This is a genomic window from Pseudomonas sp. VD-NE ins (assembly GCF_031882575.1).
In the GTDB taxonomy this organism is placed as follows: domain Bacteria; phylum Pseudomonadota; class Gammaproteobacteria; order Pseudomonadales; family Pseudomonadaceae; genus Aquipseudomonas; species Aquipseudomonas fluorescens_BZ.
In genome coordinates, this window is the sequence record NZ_CP134772.1 from 1461616 (window position 1) to 1480636 (window position 19021).

19 protein-coding genes are annotated in these 19021 nt (G+C 58.2%); 3 read left to right on the forward strand and 16 right to left on the reverse strand.

Features of this window, described 5'->3' with window-relative positions; all coding sequences use genetic code 11:
* Positions 1-180 precede the first annotated feature (180 nt).
* The 3 genes from RMV17_RS06340 to nhaA form a co-directional block, all read right to left on the reverse strand.
* On the reverse strand, positions 181-687 hold the full coding sequence (locus RMV17_RS06340; protein WP_409373116.1) for a zeta toxin family protein: 507 nt from the start codon (positions 685-687) through the stop codon (positions 181-183).
* 229 nt (positions 688-916) lie between these two features.
* The gene (locus tag RMV17_RS06345) at positions 917-1186 is read right to left on the reverse strand and encodes a hypothetical protein (protein WP_034154984.1); all 270 of its coding nucleotides are present in this window, start codon (positions 1184-1186) and stop codon (positions 917-919) included.
* A gap of 122 nt (positions 1187-1308) precedes the next feature.
* Positions 1309-2496, reverse strand: coding sequence for a Na+/H+ antiporter NhaA (nhaA, locus tag RMV17_RS06350; RefSeq protein ID WP_034154985.1), 1188 nt, complete (start codon positions 2494-2496; stop codon positions 1309-1311).
* Positions 2497-2746: 250 nt separating this feature from the next.
* Here nhaA and RMV17_RS06355 point away from each other — a divergent pair, with 250 nt between their 5' ends.
* On the forward strand, positions 2747-3841 hold the full coding sequence (locus tag RMV17_RS06355) for a PLP-dependent cysteine synthase family protein (protein ID WP_311886034.1): 1095 nt from the start codon (positions 2747-2749) through the stop codon (positions 3839-3841).
* Positions 3842-3974: 133 nt separating this feature from the next.
* Here RMV17_RS06355 and RMV17_RS06360 read toward each other — a convergent pair whose 3' ends face one another.
* From RMV17_RS06360 to RMV17_RS06370, 3 genes are all read right to left on the reverse strand, one after another.
* Complete coding sequence (locus RMV17_RS06360) at positions 3975-5588, reverse strand: NAD(P)/FAD-dependent oxidoreductase (protein WP_311886035.1); 1614 nt, start codon at positions 5586-5588, stop codon at positions 3975-3977.
* A gap of 97 nt (positions 5589-5685) precedes the next feature.
* Positions 5686-6339 (reverse strand): hypothetical protein, encoded by a 654-nt coding sequence (locus RMV17_RS06365; RefSeq protein ID WP_311886036.1) that lies wholly within the window; start codon positions 6337-6339, stop codon positions 5686-5688.
* Positions 6340-6398: 59 nt separating this feature from the next.
* Positions 6399-6998, reverse strand: coding sequence for a short chain dehydrogenase (locus RMV17_RS06370; RefSeq protein ID WP_311886037.1), 600 nt, complete (start codon positions 6996-6998; stop codon positions 6399-6401).
* Positions 6999-7102: 104 nt separating this feature from the next.
* Here RMV17_RS06370 and RMV17_RS06375 point away from each other — a divergent pair, with 104 nt between their 5' ends.
* A complete protein-coding gene (locus RMV17_RS06375) occupies positions 7103-8017 on the forward strand; it encodes a LysR family transcriptional regulator (protein WP_034154990.1) in 915 nt (304 codons plus the stop codon).
* A 96-nt stretch (positions 8018-8113) separates the two neighbouring features.
* On the opposite strand, the gene RMV17_RS06380 is transcribed toward RMV17_RS06375, so the two are convergent.
* The 9 genes from RMV17_RS06380 to RMV17_RS06420 form a co-directional block, all read right to left on the reverse strand.
* On the reverse strand, positions 8114-8590 hold the full coding sequence (locus RMV17_RS06380; protein WP_311886038.1) for a DoxX family protein: 477 nt from the start codon (positions 8588-8590) through the stop codon (positions 8114-8116).
* Positions 8587-9345, reverse strand: a complete 759-nt coding sequence (locus RMV17_RS06385; protein ID WP_311886039.1) for a DNA-binding domain-containing protein — start codon at positions 9343-9345, stop codon at positions 8587-8589. The genes RMV17_RS06380 and RMV17_RS06385 overlap by 4 nt, the downstream gene beginning before the upstream one ends.
* Positions 9342-10229 (reverse strand): DUF692 domain-containing protein, encoded by an 888-nt coding sequence (locus RMV17_RS06390; protein WP_311886040.1) that lies wholly within the window; start codon positions 10227-10229, stop codon positions 9342-9344. Before RMV17_RS06390 ends, RMV17_RS06385 begins: the two co-directional genes overlap by 4 nt.
* A 25-nt stretch (positions 10230-10254) precedes the next feature.
* A complete protein-coding gene (locus RMV17_RS06395) occupies positions 10255-10557 on the reverse strand; it encodes a DUF2282 domain-containing protein (RefSeq protein ID WP_311886041.1) in 303 nt (100 codons plus the stop codon).
* Between the two features lie 214 nt (positions 10558-10771).
* Positions 10772-11473 (reverse strand): ABC transporter ATP-binding protein, encoded by a 702-nt coding sequence (locus RMV17_RS06400; RefSeq protein ID WP_008082262.1) that lies wholly within the window; start codon positions 11471-11473, stop codon positions 10772-10774.
* Positions 11474-12241, reverse strand: a complete 768-nt coding sequence (livG, locus tag RMV17_RS06405; RefSeq protein ID WP_034154995.1) for a high-affinity branched-chain amino acid ABC transporter ATP-binding protein LivG — start codon at positions 12239-12241, stop codon at positions 11474-11476.
* A complete protein-coding gene (locus RMV17_RS06410; protein WP_108225280.1) occupies positions 12238-13494 on the reverse strand; it encodes a high-affinity branched-chain amino acid ABC transporter permease LivM in 1257 nt (418 codons plus the stop codon). The genes livG and RMV17_RS06410 overlap by 4 nt, the downstream gene beginning before the upstream one ends.
* The gene (gene livH / locus RMV17_RS06415) at positions 13491-14414 is read right to left on the reverse strand and encodes a high-affinity branched-chain amino acid ABC transporter permease LivH (protein ID WP_034154997.1); all 924 of its coding nucleotides are present in this window, start codon (positions 14412-14414) and stop codon (positions 13491-13493) included. Before livH ends, RMV17_RS06410 begins: the two co-directional genes overlap by 4 nt.
* Positions 14415-14644: 230 nt before the next feature.
* Positions 14645-15772, reverse strand: coding sequence for a branched-chain amino acid ABC transporter substrate-binding protein (locus tag RMV17_RS06420; RefSeq protein ID WP_034154998.1), 1128 nt, complete (start codon positions 15770-15772; stop codon positions 14645-14647).
* A gap of 352 nt (positions 15773-16124) precedes the next feature.
* Between RMV17_RS06420 and RMV17_RS06425 the strand changes: the two genes are divergently transcribed.
* On the forward strand, positions 16125-16445 hold the full coding sequence (locus RMV17_RS06425) for a DUF2288 domain-containing protein (protein ID WP_311886042.1): 321 nt from the start codon (positions 16125-16127) through the stop codon (positions 16443-16445).
* Positions 16446-16724: 279 nt separating this feature from the next.
* Here RMV17_RS06425 and RMV17_RS06430 read toward each other — a convergent pair whose 3' ends face one another.
* Positions 16725-18926: a hypothetical protein gene (locus RMV17_RS06430; RefSeq protein ID WP_311886043.1), complete on the reverse strand. Its 2202-nt coding sequence runs from the start codon at positions 18924-18926 to the stop codon at positions 16725-16727.
* Positions 18927-19021: the final 95 nt, after the last annotated feature.

Genomic DNA, 19021 nt, shown 5'->3' on the forward strand with positions numbered 1-19021 from the left:
TTTTGCTCATCCATCGACAGCCCTTCGCAAAGGGCTGCGCAACGCTAACGAAGCAGGAAAGTGGTGGCTGTAGGACTCGTCGCTAAAGACGTGGGGATTGTTCGACGGATGCTGATCTGTAGATAGGCTGTTGTTCGAGACTCAGAGGATTGAGCCCGCAGGAAAAATTTGTTCAGCGCACTACAGTAATTTGTCGAGCACGAACTCTTTGAACCAAGGTGGCTGAGTATCTGATTTGATCTCAATCAGCTCGCCATCGGTGATCTCCGCAATCTGCGTGAGGCCTTCGCTACCTTCATCCGAGTTGTCGAAAATGTAGGCTCTGTTGGAGGTCAGGATGGCATCAGACAGAAGCTCCAAAGATCTCCAGTACCGTGCCTCTATCTTTTCAGGAGGAACGCTGTGCCCACCTTGTTTAACACGATACGCAACCCTGGCAATGTTGATCTGAGGGTCGGCGGTAGCGACGTAGTAAACATAAACCCGGTAACCGGAAGCATGAGCTTCGGCGAGCAGTTTGACCTTGTCAGAGGACGACATGACAGTTTCAAACGTAAAGCTGATTCGCTCTTTGATCAAAGATCTTCGTATGAAGTCGGAAAGGGCTGATGCGACGTACGAGTCGATTACAGTATTTGCGAAGCTAAGCCTTTCACCGTCGATTTTCAGGGAATCCAGCTTTGCCAATGAGTGAGGGATTTCTTGAGTAGAGCGTGCTCACGAAAGAATTCAAAGATGTCTTCTTTGTGAGCTTCGATGCGATAGGAGGTGAAGTCAAAATACCCTGTATCTTTGATTGAGCGTTCTATGTCATCAGGATTTATGTAATTTCCCAGCAAATGCGCTGGAACCAGTCGATTGAAGGTGCTTTTTCCTGACCCGTTCGGGCCTGCGAATATCCGTATTCTCGGTGTGCTCAAGAAATAACCTGTTTCGAGGATTTATTGATGTGCAGGCGAGTGCCGCTTTTCAGATTTCCGTAGGTGCCTATTGTGCGCAAAGCAACAGAACTCTTCTCTGTCACTTCAAATAGCTGACCATCTTTAGCAACGAGCACTGCAGCACCATTGGCGAGCGCCATTCTGTAAGCGTTGCTGAATGCCTTCAGAGCGATGTCCGGAATCCGAGACTCCTGTATGGAAATCTGATCGTCCGTCATTGGGCGTTTTTCTGCTTTACGTGACATGGATGACTCCAGAATCGGTGCTGAGAAGGTGCGGCTGTCGACCAAAGATATAGCACACTTGCGAGGTTCAGAGCCAAGCCCCTCTGGATAGAAGGGCCTCGACTTTTGTAGAAAAATGCGTCTCAAGCGTTTTTCAGAGTATTCCGGCGACTCGCCGCCGCCGTCACCGCATAACCAATCAACGCCGCCAGAATCGACCCGGTCAAAATCCCCATCCGGTCCATCCCGGCGTAATCGCTCACGCCCGGTTCAAACGCCAGCGAACCGACGAACAGGCTCATGGTGAAGCCGATACCGCAAAGGATAGCTACGCCCATGACCTGGCCCCAGTTGGCACCTTGGGGCAGGGCGGCGATGCCGGTTTTGACCGCGAGCCAGGTCAGGCCGAACACGCCGACGGTCTTGCCCAGCAGCAGGCCTACCGCAATGCCCATTGGCACGTGGTGAGTGAAGCTTTCGACGGTGACGCCGCTCAGCGACAGGCCGGCGTTGGCGAAGGCGAACAGCGGCAGAATGCCGTAAGCCACCCACGGGTGCAGCGCATGTTCAAGGGTCAGCAACGGCGACGGCTCGGCGTTTTTAGTGCGCAGCGGGATGCAGAAGGCCAACGTCACACCCGCCAGCGTGGCGTGCACACCGCTCTTGAGTACGCAAACCCAGAGGATCAAACCGATGATCATGTACGGTCCAAGCTTGACCACCCCGAGCCGGTTCATCGCCACCAGCGCTGCGATGCACGCTGCCGCCAGACCCAGCGACAGGGTCGACAATTCACCGGAGTAGAAGATCGCGATGATCACGATGGCGCCAAGGTCATCGATGATCGCCAGGGTCATCAGGAACAGCTTCAGCGATACCGGTACGCGCTTGCCAAGCAGGGCCAGCACGCCGAGGGCGAAGGCGATGTCGGTCGCGGTCGGGATCGCCCAGCCGTCGAGGGCTGCCGGGTTGTCACGGTTGAGGAACCAGTAGATCAGCGCCGGCACCAGCATGCCGCCGATCGCGGCCGCACCGGGCAGGACGATCTGTGACGGCTTGGACAGTTGGCCATCAAGGACTTCGCGCTTCACTTCCAGGCCGATGAGCAGGAAGAACATCGCCATCAGACCGTCGTTGATCCACAGCAGCAGAGGTTTAGCGATTTTCAACGCACCGATCTGCGCCACCACCGGTGTGTCGAGCAGGCCGGTGTACAGCCACGACAGTGGCGAGTTGTTGATAATCAAAGCCAGGATGGCCGCGGCGATCAATAACAGACCGCTGGCAGCTTCCAACTGAAAGAAACGCGTGAAAGTGCTACGCAGAGGCAAGGTCGCTCTCCATCGATAAAGTCAAAAGGTGGGACACCCTAACCGGTACTGTTAGTTGTTAAAACAAAAGTTATATTCTTTTTTGTTATATGTCGTTACAAGGTGTCTGGCTCAAGCCACGCTGAGCCTAGCAGTTGCCTGACATATTGAGACTCAGCTGTATCTGTGCGCGCTATAGGATTTTTCCTAAGCTGATGAGTGAGCCTTTCTAATAGCTTCATCTCCTGCCGATTCAACGAGAACCATCACCATGAGCGACAACCGACAGTGGGCCCGCGAAGCGATCCGCATCATCGAGGCGGATTTTCAGCGCAGCGCCGACACCCACCTGATCCCTTTGCCGCTACCGGGTTTTGCGGGCATCGAGTTGTATTTCAAGGATGAGTCCAGCCATCCGACCGGCAGCCTCAAGCATCGTCTGGCTCGTTCGCTGTTTCTCTATGCGCTGTGTAACGGCTGGCTGAAACCCGGCGCGCCGGTGATCGAGGCGTCCAGCGGTTCGACGGCGATTTCCGAAGCGTACTTCGCGCGGATGCTCGGTCTGCCGTTTATTGCGGTGATGCCCGCGACCACGTCCAAAGAGAAGATCGCGCAGATCGCGTTCTACGGTGGCCAAAGTCATCTGGTGAAAGATCCCACGCAAATCTACGCCGAATCCGAACGCCTGGCCCGCGAACATGGCGGCCACTTCATCGACCAGTTCACCTACGCCGAACGCGCGACTGACTGGCGCGCGAACAACAACATCGCCGAATCGATCTTCCAGCAGATGCGCTACGAAAAACATCGGGAACCGAGCTGGCTGATCTCCAGCCCAGGTACCGGCGGCACCACCGCGACGCTCGGTCGTTACGTGCGCTATCGCCAGCATTGCACCCGCGTGCTGTGCGCGGATGCCGAGCGTTCGGTGTTCTTCGAGTACTACCAGACTGGCGATGCGAGTCTGCGTCTGGATTGCGGTTCGCGCATTGAAGGCATTGGCCGGCCGCGCGTTGAAGCGTCGTTTCTGCCCAAGGTGATCGATGCGATGGTCAAGGTGCCTGACGCCTTGTCGCTGGCCGCCATGCATTATCTGGCGCAGCGTCTGGGACGGCATGTTGGCGGGTCGAGCGGGACCAATCTGATCGGCGCCTTGATGGCGGCGCAGCAGATGAAAGCGGCGGGGGAGTCGGGGTCGATCGTGGCGATTTTGTGTGATGGCGGCGAGCGGTATGCCGACACGTATTACGATCAGGATTGGTTGAAGGCGCAGGGGTATGAGTTGAGTGGGTTGATCGAATCGGTGGCGGCGAGTGCCGAGCGGGGTGAGGCGCTGCCGACCTCAGTCCTGCGCGCCAACATCTGACACCCCAAAATCAACTGTGGGAGCTGGCTTGCCAGCGATAGCGGAGTGTCAGTCAACAATTGGTTGAGTCTGAGTCCGTCATCGCTGGCAAGCCAGCTCCCACAGGGTTTTGTGTTGTGTCAGCCAGTTCTGATCAACTTTCCAGGCCGAGAATATCGCGTGCCACGGCTTCAGCGATGCGAATACCATCAACACCCGCCGACAGAATCCCGCCCGCATAACCCGCGCCTTCACCGGCCGGGAACAAGCCCTTCACGTTCATGCTCTGCAGCGTTTCGTTACGAGTGATGCGCAGCGGTGACGAAGTACGCGTCTCGATCCCGGTCAACACCGCATCGTGCAACGAATAACCGCGAATCTGCTTCTCGAACGCCGGCAACGCTTCGCGGATCGCCTCAATGGCAAAATCCGGCAAGGCCAAGGCCAGATCACCCAGCGCCACACCCGGTTTGTACGATGGCTCGACTTCGCCCAGTTCGGTTGAAGGGATGTCGTTGATGAAGTCGCCAACCAGTTGCGCCGGCGCCTTGTAATCGCTGCCACCAAGAATAAAGGCGTGGGATTCCAGACGTTCCTGCAACTCGATCCCTGCCAGCGGGCCGCCCGGATAATCGACTTCCGGGGTGATGCCGACGACGATGCCGGAGTTGGCGTTGCGCTCGTTACGCGAGTACTGGCTCATGCCGTTGGTGACCACGCGGTTCGGCTCGGAAGTCGCCGCGACCACGGTGCCGCCCGGGCACATGCAGAAGCTGTAAACCGAACGGCCGTTCTTGGCGTGGTGCACCAGTTTGTAGTCGGCAGCACCGAGTTTCGGGTGGCCGGCGTATTTGCCCAATCGTGCACGGTCGATCAGCGATTGCGGGTGCTCGATGCGGAAGCCCACCGAGAACGGCTTGGCTTCCATGAACACGCCACGGCTGTGGAGCATGCGGAAGGTGTCGCGGGCGCTGTGACCGAGGGCCAGAACCACGTGTTTCGAATGCAGGGTTTCGCCGCTGGCCAATTGCACGCCAACCAGTTGGCCGTCTTCGATCAGCACGTCGCTGACGCGTTCCTGGAAGCGCACTTCGCCGCCCAGTTCGCGGATCTGCTCGCGCATGTTTTCAACCATGCCGGTCAGACGGAACGTACCGATGTGCGGTTTGCTGACGTAGAGGATTTCTTCCGGCGCGCCGGCCTTGACGAACTCGTGCAGGACTTTACGGCCAAGGAATTTCGGGTCCTTGATCTGGCTGTACAGCTTGCCGTCGGAGAATGTGCCCGCGCCGCCTTCGCCGAACTGCACGTTGGACTCTGGGTTGAGCACGCTTTTACGCCACAGGCCCCAGGTGTCTTTGGTGCGCTGGCGGACTTCGGTGCCGCGCTCGAGGACGATCGGCTTGAAGCCCATTTGCGCCAGCAGCAGGCCGGCGAAAATCCCGCACGGGCCGAAACCGACGACGATCGGGCGCTGGCTCAGGTCGCTCGGCGCCTGACCGACGAATTTGTAGCTGACATCCGGCGCCACGTTGACGTTACGGTCGTCGGCGAACTTGCCCAACACTTTGGCCTCGTCGCGCACTTCGAGGTCGATGGTGTAGATGAAGCACAGTTCGGAGGACTTTTTGCGCGCATCGTAGCTGCGCTTGAACAAGGTGAATTCGAGCAAGTCATCGCTGGCGATGCCCAGGCGTTGCACGATGGCAACGCGCAGGTCTTCTTCGGGATGGTCGATTGGCAGCTTGAGTTCAGTGATTCGTAACATGGCGAGGATCCGGGTTCGCGGGGCGCACAACTGCGCCAGGGCGTTTGAAGGCCGCGATTATAAGCCGCAAAGGCCGGATCCGGTGAGGCTAAAACGCTCAGTCGTTGCGCGATCCGCCGAAATACCCGCAACCGCGCTGCACCTGGCCGTCGATGCGCAACTCGGCGCTCATGTGCTGCACGCTACCGGTGCTGCTGTCGACGCAGCGCTGCGGCGCAACCCACAATTCGATGCGCTGGTTGTTGGCTTTGCTGCTCAGATTGAAGCGGCCATCGCCCAATTGTTCTTCAACATAGGGAACGGCGAGAGGCGGCTGGCCTTCGCGGTCGATGACCATGCCTTTGCCGCTGACTTTGACGTTCCATTCCGGGCCATGGCCGGCGGCGCGCAGGATCAGCAGTTTGAAATTCGGATCATCACAGGCAGTGCCCGAGCGCTCGACGCGGTACAGCTGAGTCAGATCGAGTCGATCGCCGGCGACTTTACCGCGAACATCGGCAAACAGTTTGCCTTGTTCATCAGCCAGCGTTGCTGCCTCTTGCAGAATGCTGGTGCCGCCGATGTCATTGACCACCAGTTGACGCTGCTCCTGACACGGCTGAAACACCAGTTTGCCGTCAGCGGCGGTCAGTTGCCCTTGCATCCGCGTCTGGCCGACGTGCGAGGCACTTTCTCGCTGGCCATCGAGCAACTGGCAGGCGGCAAACAACGGCAGCAGGGCAACAAGGACTAACGAACGGGCAACACGCATCTTCGGCTCTCCAGACAAGTGCCGCCACGTTACGCAGCCTGACCGTTCATCACAAGGGTTTAGCCCACGTGAAATGTCTGACCTGTCTGCAAGCCTTCGACACTTTTCGCGTAGGCCAATGCCACATCCGCTGCAGGAACCGGCTTGTAACCACGGAAATACGGGGCGTAGCTGCCCATGGCTTCGAGCAGCACAGTCGGGCTGATCGAGTTCACGCGCAAGCCGCGCGGCAACTCGATGGCGGCGGCGCGGACGAAGCTGTCGAGGGCGCCGTTGACCAGCGCTGCGGATGCGCCGCTGCGGATCGGATCGTGGCTGAGGACGCCGGTGGTGAAGGTAAACGAGGCGCCGTCATTGGCGAACTCGCGGCCGATCAGCAGCAGATTGACCTGGCCCATCAGTTTGTCTTTGAGACCGAGGGCGAAGCTGTCTTCCGTCATTTCACCCAGCGGTGCGAAGGTCACGTTGCCGGCGGCGCAGACCAGTGCATCGAACTTGCCGGTTTTTTCGAACAGCGTGCGGATTGACCCGCTGTCGCTGATATCCACCTGCAAATCACCGCTGGTGCGCCCGATACGAATGACTTCGTGGCGTTGCGAGAGTTCTTTGTCTACGGCCGAACCGATGGTGCCGCCAGCGCCTATCAACAGAATTTTCATCGAGCTGTACCTCAAGTGATTGAACGAGGTTTCAGTCTAGAGTGGTTTTTTCTGCGGATAAGCGCGCTAATAGGCAACCTTTGGTTTTCAAATGGAAACAATCCATGAGCGAGATGGATGATCTGGCGGCGTTCGCGGTGTTGATTGAAGCGGGCAGCTTTACCCTGGCGGCGCAGCAGTTGGGTTGCAGCAAGGGCCAGTTGTCCAAGCGCATCAGCCAGCTCGAAGCGCAGTTTTCCGTGGTGTTGCTGCAACGCACCACCCGGCGCTTGAGCCTGACCGCCGCCGGCGCCGCATTGCTGCCGCAGGCCCAGGCGCTGGTCGTCCAGGTGGAAAGGGCGCGTCAGGCCTTGGCGCGGTTGAAGGACGATATGGCCGGACCGGTGCGCATGACGGTGCCGGTTTCTCTGGGGGAAACCTTCTTCGATGGTCTGCTGTTGGAGTTCTCGCACAAATACCCCGAGGTGCAGATCGAGCTGGAGCTGAACAACAGTTACCGCGATTTGTCCCGGGACGGCTTTGATCTGGGGATCCGCAGTGAGGTGGCCAATGATGATCGACTGGTGGCCAAGCCGTTACTGGCATGGCAGGAAATGACCTGCGCGAGCCCGGCCTACCTCGAGCGCTTCGGTGAACCGCTGACGCCACAAGCACTGGCCGAACACCGCTGTTTGCTCAACAGCCACTACAGCGGGCGCGAGGAATGGCTGTATCACCAGCAGCATGAGTTGTTACGGGTGCGGGTGTCAGGACCGTTTGCCAGCAACCATTACAACCTTCTCAAGAAAGCCGCGCTCAGTGGCGCCGGTATCGCGCGATTGCCTTCCTACTTGCTGCAAGCGGAACTGGCTGATGGTCAATTGCGCTGGCTCCTGCGAGATTTTCAGACCCGGCGCATGCCGATGTACCTCGTGCATCCGTATCAGGGCGGATTGCCGAAGCGCACGCAAGTGCTGGCGGACTATTTGATTGGTTGGTTCAAGCGCAGTGGCGAAGCGCTGGATCGCCTCCAGCATTGACCCCACGTCCACTGTAGGAGCTGCCGAAGGCTGCGATCTTTTGATCTTGAAAAATAACATCAAAAGATCGCAGCCTCGGCAGCTCCTACAGGGATATCAGTGGTTGTAGCGGCGGGCAATCAGGTGATCGATCGATATTTTTCCTGGCCCGGTCGCCATCAGGTACAGCAACACCGCGGCCCAGGTGCCGTGGGTTGGATAAGCATCCGGGTAAACAAAAAGCTGAATGGTCATCGTCATGCCCAACAACGCCAATGCCGAAAACCGTGTGGCGAAGCCGATCAGTATCAGCAGCGGAAAAAAGTGTTCGGCGAACGCCGCCAGGTGCGCGGCGATCTCTGGTGGCAACAACGGCACGTGGTATTCACTCTTGAACAACGGAATTGTCGAGTCGGCCAGACGTGGCCAGCCGAGTTGAAAAGTGCCGTCGATCAGGTCGATGGCCAGGCCTTCAACCTTGGTCTGTCCTGACTTCCAGAACACCGCGGCAATCGAGAAACGCGCAATAAACGCGATCAGGCTGTGAGGGATTTTTTCCAGTAACGTGATGGCATGGTTGATGAGCGTTTTCATGGCAGTTCCTTGTTATTCAAGTGAGTGATGGCGTTGCGCGCGATCAGCAAGCCGAGGGTTTGCGCAAGGTCGAACTCAGGGCTGTTTTCAGCCGCTGCCAGCAGAGGCTGGCCATCGATCAGGTTGCCGATAAACCTGCTGGCGCCGGGGTCGAGGGTAAACACTTCGACGTCCAGGCCATTGCGCAACACCAGAGCGTGTTGCCTTTGGTTGATGTCGACTCCCCCCAGCGTCGAGTCCTGCTGATGTGCGCCCCAGATCGCGACCACGGCAAAGGCTGAGTCGAGCAGGTGCAGGGAGGGGTGAAACTCGAGGCGCAATTCACTCAGCGTTTGTGCATCAGCCAGCGCTGCGGTGATTGCTTCTAGCTGTACGGGCGGAGTGTCGGCCGCGTGATAGGCGAGGGTACGCAGGTGCTCAAGGCGCGCCACGTCTGCCAGATAAGGCACGTCGCCGGCCGGTTCAAACGCTGCGATGAAGTCCGCAAATGCTTCGCCATAACGGCTCATCAACGGACTTTGCGGCGGTTGCTGCCTCACGAAAGTGGCCGCCATCGCGCGGAAGAATTCATCGCCGACCAATTGTGCAACCACCGGATAACTGTCGCCCAACGCATTGATCAGCGAGCACTGCACGTTGTTGCGATACACCGCGAAACGGCTCGCTGGATCAGCACCGTTGGCACAGCACAGACCATCGGGGCAGGGCCGCCGCGTATCGATGAGCGCCGCAGCGAAAGCGCGTTGAGTGCTCATGTGCGCCCTCCGGCATCCCGCAAAAGCGCATCAGCCTGCTGCGCCTCGGCCATTAGCACCGCGAACGCCGGTACTTGATTGTCGCGCTCGATCAACGTCGCCACCGGGTCTGTGCGTTGCAGCACTTGTCGGTACAAACCCCAAACGGCTTGATCGATCGGCGCGCCGTGATCGTCGATCAGCAAGCGATCGCCAAGGCTGTCGCAGTCTTCGGCAAACCCGGCCAGATGAATTTCGCCCACCGTGTGTAATGGCAACGCATCGAGATACGCCTGTGGATCACGCTGATGGTTCACGCAAGAAACGTAGACATTGTTGACGTCGAGCAACAAGCCGCAGCCGCTGCGGCGGATGACCTCGGCGATGAAATCTGCCTCATCGATCGTCGAGCGCTCGAACGCCAGATAGGTCGCCGGATTCTCCAGCAGCATCGGCCGTTGAAGCGTGTTCTGGACCTGATCGATATGTTCGCAGACGCGGTTCAACGTCGGCGTGTCATAGGCCAGCGGCAACAGGTCATTGAGAAACACCGGGCCATGGCTCGACCAGGCCAGGTGTTCGGAAAAGGCTTGCGGTTGATAGCGTCGAATCAGTTCCGCGAGGCGCTTGAGGTGCTGTTCATCCAGCGGGCCTTCAGCCCCGATGGACAACCCGACACCGTGCAGCGACAGCGGATACTGTTCGCGGATCAACCCGAGAAAATGATGAAACGGACCGCCGGCCACCATGTAGTTTTCGGCGTGGACTTCGAAGAAGCCGATGTCCGGTTGTAAGCCGAGCACTTCACGAAAGTGCCCGGTCTTGAGGCCCAGCCCGGCACGGGGCGGGAGCCCGGTGCGGGCTGCCTGAGTGCGGGATTGGGCATGGTCATTGATAGTGAGCATGATCGTCACTCAGGCAGGCCAACGATCAGGACTTGGCTTTGAACGCTTCCATCTGACCGAAACCGGTCGGCGAGGTTTTGCTCTCAGTGTTAGCGCAAGTGCCCTTCGGAACGAGTTTCCAGGCGTTGGCCTGATAGTCCATTTTCGACGTGCCGGCGCAAGTGGTGCCTGCACCCGCGGCGCAATCGTTATGGCCCTTCATGGCCACGCCGAAGCATTTTTCCATGTCGTCGGCGGCGTGGGCGGTGGAGACGGCGGCGATGCTCAGGGCAGAACCGAGGGCCAGAACCAGGGCAGTGGCGGACAGGGTGCGAGTGGTAGCAGTCATGATGTTTCTCCAGTCTTGGTCAGGGTTTTTACAAGCGGTTTGCGCTTGCTTACCCCACTAGAGAAAGCTCACTGCGATGCGTTACAGCGCAAAGCAAAGTTTTTTCGAGAAAACCTTCGGACACTGCAGTCCAAGGTGGGATTCGGGTTGAACTCGGGGTTGTGGTGGGCACAAAAAACGGCCCGAAGGCCGTTTTTTGTTTAGCGAAAATGCATCAACCGCCGAGGTACGCCTCGCGTACTTTCGGGTCGGTCAGCAGCGCTTCACCGGTGCCTTGCATGACCACGCGGCCGTTCTCCAGAACGTACGCGCGGTCAGCGATTTTCAGCGCCTGGTTGGCGTTCTGCTCGACCAGGAACACCGTCACACCATCCTTGCGCAGCATTTCGATGATGTCGAAAATCTGCTGGATGATGATCGGTGCCAGGCCCAGCGACGGCTCGTCGAGCAGCAGCAGTTTTGGCTTGCTCATCAGCGCACGGCCAATGGCGAGCATTTGCTGTTCGCCGCCGGACATGGTGCCGCCGCGCTGGTTGAAGCGTTCTTTCAGGCGCGGGAACAGGCCGAGGACCTTGTCCATTTGCTCCTGATAGTCGCCCTTGTCGGTGAAGAAACCGCCCATGGACAGGTTTTCTTCAACGGTCAGACGGGCAAACACCCGACGACCTTCCGGCACCACCGCGATGCTCTTGCGCATGATCTGTGACGAGTCCTGGCCGACCAGTTCCTCACCCATGTAGCGGATGCTGCCGCTGTGCGCCTGCGGCGAACCGCAAAGTGTCATCAGCAGCGTGGACTTGCCGGCACCGTTGGCACCGATCAGGGTCACGATCTCGCCCTGACGGACTTCGACGTTGACGCTGTGCAGGGCCTGGATCTTGCCGTAGAAGGTGGAAACGTTTTCGAACTGCAGCATTTACGCTTCCCCCAGGTAGGCTTTGATCACTTCAGGATTGTCGCGGATCTGTTCCGGCGTGCCGTCGGCCAGAGGCGTGCCCTGGTTGATCACGACGATGTGGTCGGAAATGCTCATGACCAGTTTCATGTCGTGTTCGATCAACAGCACGGTGACGTTGTGCTCTTCACGCAGCACGCTGATCAGCGCCTTGAGGTCTTCGGTTTCCTTCGGGTTCAGACCGGCAGCCGGTTCGTCGAGCATGAGGATCCGCGGACGGGTCATCATGCAGCGGGCGATTTCCAGACGTCGTTGCTGACCGTAAGCCAGGGTGCCGGCGGTACGGTTGGCGAACTCCTTGAGGTTGACCTTTTCCAGCCAGTACTCGGCAAATTCCATGGCCTCGCGCTCGCTTTTGCGGAACGACGGGGTCTTGAACAGGCCGGCCAGGAAGTTGGTGTTCAGGTGACGGTGCTGGGCGATCAACAGGTTCTCGACCGCCGTCATGTCCTTGAACAGGCGTACGTTCTGGAAGGTGCGTACCACGCCTTTGAGGGCAATCTTGTGGCCCGGCAGGCCTTGAATCGGCTCGCCGTCCAGCAGGATGCTGCCGCCGGTTGGCTGATAGAAACCGGTCAGGCAGTTGAACACAGTGGTCTTGCCCGCGCCGTTCGGGCCGATCAGCGCAACCACTTGTTTCTCTTTGACGGTCAGGGCCACGCCGTTGACCGCCAGCAAGCCGCCGAAGCGCATGCTCAGGTTCTCAACTTTCAAGATCTCGCGGCTCATTTTCGCAACTCCATGTGTGGGCGTTGCATCGGCAGCAGACCTTGTGGACGCCAGATCATCATCAACACCATCAGCGCACCGAACATCAACATCCGGTACTCGCTGAACTCACGCATCATTTCCGGCAACAGGATCATTACCACAGCAGCCAGGATCACACCCAGCTGCGAGCCCATGCCACCCAGCACCACAATGGCGAGGATGATTGCCGACTCGATGAAGGTGAACGATTCCGGAGTCACCAGACCCTGACGGGCAGCGAAGAAGCTACCGGCGAAACCGGCGAAGCTCGCACCCAGGGTGAACGCCGACAGCTTGATGATCGTCGGATTCAGACCCAGTGCCCGGCAGGCGATTTCATCTTCACGCAGCGCTTCCCACGCACGGCCGATCGGCATGCGCAGCAGGCGGTTGATGATGAACAGCGCCGCCAGCGCCAGCAACAACGCCACCAGGTAGAGGAAAATCACCTTGTTGATCGAGTTGTATTCGAGGCCGAAGTATTCGTGGAAGGTCTGCATGCCTTCCGCCGCTTTACGCTCGAAGGTCAGGCCGAAGAACGTCGGTTTCTCGATGTTGCTGATGCCGTTCGGACCGCCAGTGATGTCGGTCAGGTTACGCAGGAACAGACGGATGATCTCGCCGAAACCGAGGGTCACGATCGCCAGATAGTCACCGCGCAAACGCAACACCGGGAAGCCCAGCAGGAAGCCGAACGTCGCCGCCATCAGGCCGGCAATCGGCAGGCAGATCCAGAAGCTCAGGCCGTAGTAGTGCGACAGCAGCGCATAGCTGTAGGCGCCGACGGCGTAGAAGCCGACATAACCAAGGTCGAGCAGACCGGCCAGACCGACGACGATGTTCAGGCCGAGGCCAAGCATCACGTAGATCAGGATCAGCGTGGCGATGTCCACCGCGCCACGCGAGCCGAAGAACGGCCACACCAGGGCACCGATGATCAGCGCAATGATGAAGTAGCGTTGCGTGGTCGGCAGGGTCAGGAAATTGCTGGCCTTGGCCGGGATCAGCGGCAGGCCCGGCGAAGAATTCCACGCCTTGCTGATCTGCTGGTTGAACAACACGCGCAGGAACATCAGCACCGAGCAGATGGCGATGGTCGCCAGAATCATCGGGCTGGTGTTGTGCACTTCGAGGTTGATGCCGACGATGGTCAGTTTCAGACCGAGTACCGGGTAGGCCACGGCCCACACCAGCAAGGCACTGAAGAGTGCCTGTTTAAGATTCCTAGTCATACTTTCTCAACCTCCGGACGGCCCAGAATGCCGGTCGGACGGAACAACAGCACCAGAACCAACAAGCCGAAAGCCACGACGTCCTTGTACTGGTCGCCGAAGATATCGGCGCCAAAGGCTTCCGCCACCCCGAGCACCAACCCGCCGAGCATGGCGCCGGGGATGCTGCCGATGCCGCCGAGAACGGCTGCGGTGAAGGCTTTGAGGCCGACGAGGAAACCGGCGTTCGGGTTGATCACGCCGTATTGCATGCTCAGCAGCACGGCCGCGATGGCCGCCAGCGCAGCACCAATGACGAAGGTCAGGGCGATGATGTTGTTGGTGTTGATGCCGAGCAGGTTGGCCATCTTGATGTCTTCGGCGCAGGCGCGGCAGGCGCGACCCAGGCGAGAGCGGGAGATGAACAGCGTCAGGCCGAGCATGGCGACCAGGGTCACCACGAATACCACGATTTGCATGTAGGAAATCAGCACTTCATGTGCGCCACCTGGCCCGAAGGAAATGTTCCCGGGGATCAGGTTGGGGATGGATTTGTCCTTGGAGTCTTGCGCCAGCAGAACCGTGTTCTGCAGGAAGATCGACATACCGATGGCGGAGATCAGCGGGATCAGACGGTTGCTGCCGCGCAGGGGGCGGTAGGCGATCCGTTCGATGCTGTAACCGTACGAACTGGTGACAACGATGCTCGCGATGAAGGCTGCGGTCATCAACAGCGGGACGTTGTCGATTCCCATCATGGCCAGCCCGGCGATGGCGATGAACGCCACGTAGGAACCGATCATGTACACCTCGCCGTGGGCGAAGTTGATCATTCCAATGATGCCGTAAACCATCGTATAGCCGATGGCAATCAGGGCATACGTGCTGCCAATGGTCAGACCATTAACCAGCTGCTGGAAGAAGTGATAGAGGTCAGGCATTACAACGCTCCTAAAAACCTGATACGCATTTCACTGGTGGAGTCATTTTCCCGCCCGGCCCCGTGGATCTTTATCCACTTCGAATCCGGGTTTTGCCAGCGAACCGCTGATGACGGTTTTGAGATTTTCAGGTGGGGAGACTGGCGGATCACGCCAGCGCGGCCCATACATTCGTAAAACAAAGCCCACGGCACGCCGTGGGCTTTATTGGCAGTCAGTCAGGCAGCGCCTTACTGAGGCGAAACTTCAGTTTTTGGTTTGCCGAAGTGCCACTCGTAAACCACAAATTTGAAGTCCTTCAGGTCGCCCTTGGCGTCGAAGCTCAGGTCGCCAGTCGGGGTTTTGAAGGTGCCGGCGTGAATGGCTTCGGCCACTTTGGCAGGGTCTTCGGATTTGGCCGCGGTGATACCGCCGGCAATCACTTCAACTGCCGAGTAGGAAGGGAACACGAACGGGCCGCTCGGGTCTTCTTTCTTCGCCTTGAATGCATCTGCCAGAGCGATGTTGGCCGGATCCTGGTCGAAGGATTTCGGCAGGGTCACCAGCAGACCTTCGGAAGCGTCTTTGGCGATCTGCGAAATGGAGTCGTTACCCACGCCTTCCGGACCCATGAACTTGGCTTTCAGGCCTTTTTCAGCCGACTGACGCAGGATCAGGCCCAGCTCCGGGTGGTAGCCGCCGTAGTAAACGAAGTCGACGTTGGCTTGCTTGAGTTTGGCGATGATCGAGGAGAAGTCCTTGTCGCCGGCGTTGACGCCTTCGAACACGGCAACTTTGGTGCCTTTCTTCTCGAGGGTGGCTTTAACGGCTGTGGCGATGCCTTCACCGTATTGTTGCTTGTCGTGCAGCACAGCAACGATTTTCGGTTTCACGTGATCGGCAATGTAGTTACCGGCGGCAGGGCCCTGGGCGCTGTCCAGACCGATGGTGCGGAAGACCATTTTGTAACCACGGGCGGTGATGTCCGGGCTGGTGGCAGCCGGGGTGATCATGATCACGCCTTCGTCTTCGTAAATGTCCGAAGCCGGTTGAGTGGAGCTGGAGCACAGGTGACCGACCACGAACTTGACGCCGTCGTTGACGACCTTGTTCGCGACCGCTACCGCTTGTTTCGGATCGCAGGCATCGTCGTATTCAACGGCTTCGAGTTTCTTGCCGTCTACGCCGCCCTTGGCGTTGATTTGCTCAATGGCCATTTTTGCGCCACTGAACTGCATGTCGCCGTACTGGGCTACTGGACCGGTTTTAGGACCGGCGATACCGATTTTGATGGTGTCAGCTGCGAACGAATGGCTGGCAACCCCGGCCAGAACCATAGCGGCAAACAGTTTGGAAATCTGCTTAGTAGCCTTAGTCATAGTGCTCCACTCTTACTGTTGTAATTTTTTTGAGTTCTGGCGCCGTAGCAGCAGAACCGGGTCAGATATCTTTGCGATACCCTCCGGAAATGCCCCCGGCAACTGTACCGGTACAGTGTAGAGCGCCGGTTGTCAGCCTGGGAAGCGGGCGCCGAGGGGCAAAACTTGGGGGTGTCGCATTTTTGAATGAAAAAGACAGAATTGCGGCGGGGCGTTCGTGGGCATATATCCCAATCAACAGCATTCCTTGGCGTTCCTGCTCTTTTCGTTCGGTGCAGCCTTTTGCAACCGGGTTTTGCTGGCGGACCACCAACGTTATTATTCGCGTCGATTTCTTTTCCGGACAGCACCCATGAATCAAGAACCTAGCACCCTCTATGCCAAGCTGCTTGGTGAAACCGCATCTATTACCTGGAAAGAGTTGGAGCCGTTCTTCGCCAAGGGTGCCCTATTGTGGGTCGACCCTGCGCTGGATTTGATCGCCGCCGCTGAGGCCGTGGCGTCGGATGATGGCGAGAAAGTGGCTGCCTGGCTGGCCGAAGACAAAGTCGCCAAGCTGTCTGAGACGCGGGCGCTGGATCTTTTCGAACGCGATCCCGAGATGTGGGCAGTGGTGGTTCGGCCGTGGATTCTGGTCCAGGAAAGGGCAGTTGCTGCCAACGTCGCACCTTGATGGTGCGGCCGGTCATCAGCGAAAAGTGTGTAGCGGAGTAGCGTGATGGCACGTTGCCGTAGAGAAACACCACAAGCGCGGGTGGGCTCACGGTGACGTAAACGTAACGGGAACAGTTTAGTAAGCAGCCTAACGGCTGCTTAATTGTTTCTGGATATTGGAAAGGCTGAAATCTTCAGTGAATTTCAGGGCCTCTTCGCGAGCAGGCTCGCTCCCACAGGGGAATGCATTCCAATGTGGGAGCGAGCCTGCTCGCGAAGGGGGCGACTCGGTACTGGATCAGACCGAGAACGACTTCCCGGTATGGTTATTCAGCGAAATAACCTTGGTCTTGCCAATCCGGTGACGATAAATCTCGCGCAGGTACTTGATCGACTTCTTCACACAATCGCGCGACAAACGAATGTCGTTGATCGAGACAAACTTCTCTTTGTCGTTGATCAGCTCGCGGTACTTCTTCTCGTACATCGGTTTGATCGCGTACCAGTTGGTGTCGAGGATCTTCGCCGGGTTTTCGAACTCGTTGAGCAGGTCGTCGATGCGGTCTTCGTCGAACTCCTCGTTGATGATGAAATCGAGGATCGAGTTGTCCAGGGTCTCGTCGAAACGGTACGGGTTCTTCGCGAAGCAGCGCTTGATGAACGCCACGATCAAAGTCAGGAAGTCGTCCGACAGGCACGGGCTCTTGGCGATCAGGGTGGTCAGCGACAGGTTGGCCGAGGCGCCGATCACCAGCGCGTAACGCTTGAGCGTGGTATTCGGGAACAGGCTGTTGAGGTGGGTCTTCAACCGGTTCAGGTCCATGTACGACAGCTTGTAGTCTTTCGGCAGCGAAACGATCGAGACCACCGACGAGCAGTTCTTGAAGAAGTGCAGGTCGTGCAGGGCGGCGGCGTCGTAGCCGGAATTCTTGTACTGCTCAAGCGACGCGCGATAACGCTTGGACTCGATCGGCAAGAGGCTGATGCCTTCAATCGCCTGGGTCACTTTGTTGAAGTGCGGCAGGTCGATCGAGCGGAAGAACAGGTCGTCGATGTTCAGGCGCTGCGGCTCTTTGTCGAACACCTTGAATTTGTCGCTGCTCGGCGGCGGGGTTTCCGGCACCACCGATTCTGCGTAGGCAATCGCCACCGGTCCGGCCAGACTCATGAACAGGTCGTTGGCGTCGAGGCGAATGGTTTCGCCGATGTCGATGCCAGCGCGGCGGAAGTAGTTCTGGTCGTAGTCAGTGGTGACTGCCTGCGCCGTCAGAATGTTGAAGATCTGCTGCGAGATGTACTGGTTGGCGTGTTTTTCCATCGCATTGACATCAATGTTCTGGATGTTGCCGTCATCGCTCTCTTCGGCGTAACGCATGATGTCGTTGGAGATCAGCATCATCGCGTTCCATGGGCGAATACGGCCCATGACGCTGGCTTCGCTGCTGTCTTCATTGGCGAAGTTGTAGGAGAAATCCCACTCCTCCGAAAGATATTTGCACAACAGGCGACCGGCGTTGATGTGCAGCGCCTCGGACATTTCGCTGCGGTGATCGGAAATGTTCGGCAGCACGCAGATACCGCTGGTGAAGATCGGCTCGAACACGAACGAATGACCGCTCTTGCCGTCATGCTCGTCCATCGGCTTGGTGTCGAACGTCTTGTTCATGTACGAGTGCTGCTGGGCCAGACCGAACTCCGAAGCCATGCCGGAACCGGTACCGCCGCCGGCACTGAAGATCGAGAAATACAGGCGCGACTGGTTAGCCTTGATGCCACAGCTGTCGATCAGGTACGAGTGGATCATTTTCCAGTCAGGGCTGGAGAAGCGCTGGGTGTCCTTGTTGAGGATGATCTTCGCCAGGTACTGGCCGAGGATCGGCGCGTTACCGGCGCCACCGGCGTGGACTTCGGACAAGTCCATGATCTTCATTTTGCTGTAGTCGCGCAGGAAGCCGCTTTTCTCGCCTTTGCGCGAGAAACGGATGCGCCCGGCGATGTCTTTGTCGAGGTCGCCGAGCATGACAAGCGGTTCAACCAGGAACACCGGTTTGCTGGCCTTGTTGTTGCCGATGCGCAGGTTGTTCTTGATCCACTGCGCCGGGCTGTAGCCCTTGTCGGCGGTGCGTCGATCACTGCTCGGACGATCTTCGTTGTTGAATTCGTTGAGGTAGAACTTTCGCGCGTTGTACACCAACTCCGCGACATCGAGGGCGATGTTCGAGCCGCAGCGACCGAGGCCGATCAGGCACACCGAGGGGAATTCCTGATCGTTGTGCTGTTCGTTGTCGCCTTCCAGGTGCGGCGGGCGCGGGAACACCAGATCACGCAGGCCGTCGAGGTTGTCGAGGATGCGGTCGGTGTTGGTTTCGGTGAAGTACAGGTATTGCTGAGTCGACAGCGGACGCGACGGGACCAATGGCTTCGACGATGACGGGCTGTTGGCGGCAGGGCTCAAAGTCAGATCGGCTACCGCAGTGGCGGGATTGTTTTTAGAAGTCATTGTGCGCCATATACCTGGACTGGTTGGCTCGCTGGCCAATGCCGGCGAACCTCACGGAATAAGATCTCGCGTCTTTTATTTGCGCGAATTGAGCC

What these genes read in the sequence shown, in the direction of transcription:
- RMV17_RS06345 (WP_034154984.1), bottom strand. Translation starts at nt 1,186, where the DNA reads ATGTCACGTAAAGCAGAAAAACGCCCAATGACGGACGATCAGATTTCC.
- RMV17_RS06355 (WP_311886034.1), top strand. Translation starts at nt 2,747, where the DNA reads ATGAGCGACAACCGACAGTGGGCCCGCGAAGCGATCCGCATCATCGAG.
- RMV17_RS06360 (WP_311886035.1), bottom strand. Translation starts at nt 5,588, where the DNA reads ATGTTACGAATCACTGAACTCAAGCTGCCAATCGACCATCCCGAAGAA.
- RMV17_RS06365 (WP_311886036.1), bottom strand. Translation starts at nt 6,339, where the DNA reads ATGCGTGTTGCCCGTTCGTTAGTCCTTGTTGCCCTGCTGCCGTTGTTT.
- RMV17_RS06370 (WP_311886037.1), bottom strand. Translation starts at nt 6,998, where the DNA reads ATGAAAATTCTGTTGATAGGCGCTGGCGGCACCATCGGTTCGGCCGTA.
- RMV17_RS06375 (WP_034154990.1), top strand. Translation starts at nt 7,103, where the DNA reads ATGAGCGAGATGGATGATCTGGCGGCGTTCGCGGTGTTGATTGAAGCG.
- RMV17_RS06380 (WP_311886038.1), bottom strand. Translation starts at nt 8,590, where the DNA reads ATGAAAACGCTCATCAACCATGCCATCACGTTACTGGAAAAAATCCCT.
- RMV17_RS06385 (WP_311886039.1), bottom strand. Translation starts at nt 9,345, where the DNA reads ATGAGCACTCAACGCGCTTTCGCTGCGGCGCTCATCGATACGCGGCGG.
- RMV17_RS06390 (WP_311886040.1), bottom strand. Translation starts at nt 10,229, where the DNA reads ATGCTCACTATCAATGACCATGCCCAATCCCGCACTCAGGCAGCCCGC.
- RMV17_RS06395 (WP_311886041.1), bottom strand. Translation starts at nt 10,557, where the DNA reads ATGACTGCTACCACTCGCACCCTGTCCGCCACTGCCCTGGTTCTGGCC.
- RMV17_RS06400 (WP_008082262.1), bottom strand. Translation starts at nt 11,473, where the DNA reads ATGCTGCAGTTCGAAAACGTTTCCACCTTCTACGGCAAGATCCAGGCC.
- livG (WP_034154995.1), bottom strand. Translation starts at nt 12,241, where the DNA reads ATGAGCCGCGAGATCTTGAAAGTTGAGAACCTGAGCATGCGCTTCGGC.
- RMV17_RS06410 (WP_108225280.1), bottom strand. Translation starts at nt 13,494, where the DNA reads ATGACTAGGAATCTTAAACAGGCACTCTTCAGTGCCTTGCTGGTGTGG.
- livH (WP_034154997.1), bottom strand. Translation starts at nt 14,414, where the DNA reads ATGCCTGACCTCTATCACTTCTTCCAGCAGCTGGTTAATGGTCTGACC.
- RMV17_RS06420 (WP_034154998.1), bottom strand. Translation starts at nt 15,772, where the DNA reads ATGACTAAGGCTACTAAGCAGATTTCCAAACTGTTTGCCGCTATGGTT.
- RMV17_RS06425 (WP_311886042.1), top strand. Translation starts at nt 16,125, where the DNA reads ATGAATCAAGAACCTAGCACCCTCTATGCCAAGCTGCTTGGTGAAACC.
- RMV17_RS06430 (WP_311886043.1), bottom strand. Translation starts at nt 18,926, where the DNA reads ATGACTTCTAAAAACAATCCCGCCACTGCGGTAGCCGATCTGACTTTG.